5 protein-coding genes are annotated in these 4,024 nt (G+C 70.2%); 2 read left to right on the plus strand and 3 right to left on the minus strand.

Annotation, left to right across the window (positions count from 1 at the left end; genetic code table 11):
• Nucleotides 1-173 precede the first annotated feature (173 nt).
• Both ABZU75_RS45640 and ABZU75_RS45645 read right to left on the minus strand, forming a co-directional pair.
• A complete protein-coding gene (locus ABZU75_RS45640) occupies nucleotides 174-554 on the minus strand; it encodes a PPOX class F420-dependent oxidoreductase (RefSeq protein WP_355569585.1) in 381 nt (126 codons plus the stop codon).
• A 10-nt stretch (nucleotides 555-564) separates the two neighbouring features.
• Nucleotides 565-1,233 carry a hemolysin III family protein gene (locus ABZU75_RS45645; RefSeq protein ID WP_350921137.1) on the minus strand — a complete coding sequence of 223 codons (669 nt, stop codon included), beginning with the start codon at nucleotides 1,231-1,233 and terminating at the stop codon, nucleotides 565-567.
• A gap of 157 nt (nucleotides 1,234-1,390) precedes the next feature.
• Here ABZU75_RS45645 and ABZU75_RS45650 point away from each other — a divergent pair, with 157 nt between their 5' ends.
• Both ABZU75_RS45650 and ABZU75_RS45655 read left to right on the plus strand, forming a co-directional pair.
• Nucleotides 1,391-2,239: a fused MFS/spermidine synthase gene (locus tag ABZU75_RS45650; protein WP_350921134.1), complete on the plus strand. Its 849-nt coding sequence runs from the start codon at nucleotides 1,391-1,393 to the stop codon at nucleotides 2,237-2,239.
• Nucleotides 2,240-2,335: 96 nt separating this feature from the next.
• On the plus strand, nucleotides 2,336-3,322 hold the full coding sequence (locus ABZU75_RS45655) for a pirin family protein (protein WP_355569589.1): 987 nt from the start codon (nucleotides 2,336-2,338) through the stop codon (nucleotides 3,320-3,322).
• Between the two features lie 19 nt (nucleotides 3,323-3,341).
• On the opposite strand, the gene ABZU75_RS45660 is transcribed toward ABZU75_RS45655, so the two are convergent.
• Nucleotides 3,342-3,908, minus strand: coding sequence for a superoxide dismutase family protein (locus ABZU75_RS45660; protein WP_355569592.1), 567 nt, complete (start codon nucleotides 3,906-3,908; stop codon nucleotides 3,342-3,344).
• Between the last annotated feature and the right edge of the window lie 116 nt (nucleotides 3,909-4,024).

The following is a 4,024-nucleotide window of genomic DNA, read 5'->3' on the forward strand; positions in this document are numbered from 1 at the left end:
CGAAGATGTCGAGGAACAGCATGGTCCGGTCGATGACCTTGACATGGGCATGTATGCCCAGGGGGCCGGTACCGTGCGGCCCGAGCCCCTCTCGATGACCGTCTCCCTTCCCGGGGACCACTCCTTCCGAGACCACAAATCAGTCAAATCAACCTGCCGCAGGTTGGGCCGGGTCAGTTCGACGGAGAGATGCGGATTCCAACGGTGCCGTCGGCGCCCCGGCGGAACCTACTGCCGATCATGATCACCCGGGCGAGGAGCCCGTACTTCGCGACGATCAGCCCCCGGACCCGCTCGCTCTCCCCGGCCGGCAACTCCCGCGCGACGCCCTTGACCTCCGTTCCCCGCGTGTTGCCCCGCGCGTCGCACGCCGCCACGACGACCTCCGGATTGTTGCGGATCCTCTTGGCCTTGCCGGAGGATCCGGCGGTCCAGATCAGCAGGGAGTCACCGTCGGGGGCGGCCCACACCGGCGTCGGCACCGCGGCGCCGCTCTTCTTGAAAGTGGTCACGGACACGTACTTCTCGGTGCCCAGATCCTGGATTCGCGTCATGCACGGCACGTTACGCCGCCGCGTAGACCACCAGGGAGACCGCCACGTACTGCACCAGGTAGGCGGCGACGGTGAAGGCGTGGAAGACCTCGTGGAAGCCGAACCACCGGGGGGAGGGGTCTGGCCGCCTCATGGCGTACACGACGCCGCCCGCCGTGTAGAGCACCCCGCCGAGGAAGACCAGGGCCACCGCGACCACGCCCGCGCCCCGCACGAGCTGCGGCAGCACGAAGACAGCGGTCCAGCCGAGGCCGATGTAGAGGGCGGTCGAGAGCCACCGGGGGGCGTTGACCCACAGCACCCGGAAGAGCACCCCGGCGATCGCACCCGCCCAGATCACGCCGAGCACCACCGCGTCGGCCGGAGCATCCAGGGCGAGCAGCGCGAACGGGGTGTAGGTGCCCGCGATGATCAGGTAGATGTTGGCGTGGTCGAGCCGGTGGAGCACCTCCTCCGTGCGCGGGGAGAGCACCCCCCGGTGGTAGGTGGCCGAGATCCCGAAGAGCAGGCCGGAGGTGATCGCGTAGACCGCGGCGGCGATCCTCGCCTGCGGAGTGGGCCCCAGCGCGACCAGGACGAATCCCGCGACGAGTGCCACGGGGAGCGCCCCGGCGTGCAACCAGCCGCGGAGGCGGGGCTTGACGGACTCGGCGAGCGTTTCTGCGACGGTCGTGGCCATAAACCTACGGTAGCGTAAGTTACGTCATCGTAGGTTGTGATTCTCCCTACACGCCGCGGCCGTGGACCGGCGTCTCCTCCAGCCGGGACCCGCCGTAGTGGAAACGGGGCATATGGTTTCTCTCCGGGTTCACGTCGCGGAAAAGAGGATCCAGCTGATGGGCAGGCGGGAAGCGCGGGAGCCGATGCCGGGACGGTATCCGGTGACCTTCGGCGAGGTGGACCTGCTGCAGGACCTCGACAGGCCCTCCGGCTGGGTGGTCTCCAAGGACGGCGTGCCGCAGTCGTACGTCGACCTCGACGACGCCACCTACCTCGACTTCGAGTACGTCCAGCTGATGGCCGACGTCGTCGACCTGCTCGCCGAAGGTCCGCTGGACGCGGTGCACGTGGGCGGTTGCGCCTGCACCCTGCCCCGCTACGTCGCGGCGACCCGTCCCGGGTCCCGGCAGATCGTCGCCGAGCCCGACGAGGGGCTCGTCCAGCTCGTCAGGGACCAGCTCCGGCTGAAGTCGGTGCCCCGGCTCAAGGTCAGGCTCCTCGACGGCCGCACCGCCACCGCCGGGCTCGGGGACGACTCGGCCGACCTGCTCGTGCTGGACGCCTTCAGCGGCGCCACGATGCCGATCGAGCTGGCCACCTCCGAGTACATGGGAGACGTCGCCCGCGTCCTGCGCGCCACCGGCACCGTGCTGATCAACGTCGCCGACGGCAAGGGGCTGGCCTTCACCCGCCGGGTGCTCGCCACCGTCCGCGAAACCTTCCCCCAGGTGGCGCTGCTCGCCGAGCCGGGCATCATGCGGGGCCGCCGCTTCGGCAACCTCATCGTCGCCGCCTCCCGGATGCCGCTCCCCGTCTCCGACCTGACCCGCAGGGCCGCGGGCGGCCTCACCCAGGCCCGCTGCGTGTACGGCGAGGACATCGTCAGGTTCATCGCCGGAGCCCGCCCGCTGCACGACGGCGACGCCGTGGTCACCCCGGTCCCCCCGCCCGCGGTCTTCGGCTGACCCGCGACCGGCCCGTTTCCCCGACCTCGTCCGCCATGGAATAGTTGAAACATCAACTGAGTTGTCGCCTGCGAACATCGCAGGAAGGAATCCACAATGCCGGCCGTGACCGTAGAGAACCTACTGACCCTGCCCCGCCTGCCGCAGCCGCTGAACGCGGTCCGCGAGCGCCAGGTGCTGGCGATCACCACAGCCCCGAGCGGATTCGAGGGAGAGGGCTTCCCGGTCCGCAAGGCACTCGCGACGATCAAGCCCCAGTATCTCGACCCGTTCATCATGATGGACCAGATGGGCGAGGTCGACTACGCGCCGGGCGAGCCCAAGGGCACCCCCTGGCACCCGCACCGGGGCTTCGAGACCGTCACCTACATGATCGACGGCGTGATGGAGCACGCCGACTCGCATGGCGGCGGCGGCACGATCTCCGACGGCGACACCCAATGGATGACGGCCGGCGGCGGCATCCTGCACAAGGAGGCTCCCCCGGAGTGGCTGGTCGCCAAGGGCGGCCTGTTCCACGGGATCCAGCTCTGGGTCAACCTCCCCGGCAAGGAGAAGATGGTCGCGCCGAAGTACCAGGACATCGGCAGGACCAACGTCGTCCTGCTCAGCAGCCACGACGGCGGGGCGCTGGTCCGCCTGATCGCGGGCGAGGTCGGCGAGTTCACCGGCCCCGGCTCCACCAGGACACCGATCACCCTGCTGCACGCCTCGCTGAGCCCCGGCTCCCAGCTGACGCTCCCCTGGCGCAGGGATTTCAACGCGCTCGCGTACGTCCTGTCGGGCCACGGCACCGCGGGCGGCGACCGGCAGCCGATCGAGTCTGGCCAGCTGGCCGTCTTCGACGGCTTCGGCAGCCTTCCGGGGCTGGGCACCGACGGCGAGACCATCACGCTGTCGGCAGCCGGCACCCAGGAGAGCCGGAGCCCCAACATGGAGGTCATCGTGCTCGGCGGGCGCCCGATCGGCGAGCCGGTCGCGCACTACGGGCCGTTCGTGATGAACACCCAGGCGGAGCTCGTCAAGGCGTTCGAGGACTACCAGGCGGGCCGCCTCGGCACCATCCCCGCGGGCCACGCCTGATCGCGGAGCGCCGGACGTCCTAGGACTGGATGAGGGTGACGCAGGCGACGCGGGGGCCTGCGACGCCGGCCTCGGCGCCGGCGGTGCGGGTCGGCTCGGCGTGGATCACCAACGATCTGGGCAGCCGGCCCGCGACGAACGCCCAGTCCCGGGTGGCGGTGGCGGCGGCCTCCCCCCGGGCGTCGGTGGTGAAGTCGAGCCAGACCTCGTTCTGGGCACTGGCGTGGGCGTGGGCGTGCTGGTAGTGCGGCCCGGCGTCCTCGGGCTTGAGACCGCACGGGTTGACGTGCAGGTGCACCCCGTAGGTGCGTCCCGGGAGCATGCCGGTGACGGTGACCGTGGAGGTGGCGAGCACCGCCCCCGACTCCGCGGTGACCCGGGCCGTGGCTCCCGGCGGCACCAGCGTGGTGTCGTAGGCGATGACGGAGGCACGAGGTTCGGGGGCGGAGAACACCCCGCCCCCGGTAAGGCGGATCTCCGCGCTTGAGGCGACGGCCGGGCCGTGCCCCGCAGGATGGGTGTCGGCGGCCCGCTCACCACAGCCGACGCAGAGCAGGGCGACGGCGAGAACTCCCAGAATGCGCATCCATGATCTCCTTGGCGGGCCGGGACAGTGCAGCGCCCACCATAACCAGTAATCATGTGATCACACTGGGTATTGACCACTTCCGGTCTTCGTCTTCGCTCCCGGCCGGGAGCGAA

Origin of the sequence: Streptosporangium sp. NPDC005286 (assembly GCF_040607515.1) — a bacterium.
In the GTDB taxonomy this organism is placed as follows: domain Bacteria; phylum Actinomycetota; class Actinomycetes; order Streptosporangiales; family Streptosporangiaceae; genus Streptosporangium.

Excerpts from the sequence above, each read along its gene's own strand:
- ABZU75_RS45645 (WP_350921137.1), bottom strand. The coding sequence starts at position 1,233 with ATGGCCACGACCGTCGCAGAAACGCTCGCCGAGTCCGTCAAGCCCCGC.
- ABZU75_RS45660 (WP_355569592.1), bottom strand. The coding sequence starts at position 3,908 with ATGCGCATTCTGGGAGTTCTCGCCGTCGCCCTGCTCTGCGTCGGCTGT.
- ABZU75_RS45650 (WP_350921134.1), top strand. The coding sequence starts at position 1,391 with ATGGGCAGGCGGGAAGCGCGGGAGCCGATGCCGGGACGGTATCCGGTG.
- ABZU75_RS45640 (WP_355569585.1), bottom strand. The coding sequence starts at position 554 with ATGACGCGAATCCAGGATCTGGGCACCGAGAAGTACGTGTCCGTGACC.
- ABZU75_RS45655 (WP_355569589.1), top strand. The coding sequence starts at position 2,336 with ATGCCGGCCGTGACCGTAGAGAACCTACTGACCCTGCCCCGCCTGCCG.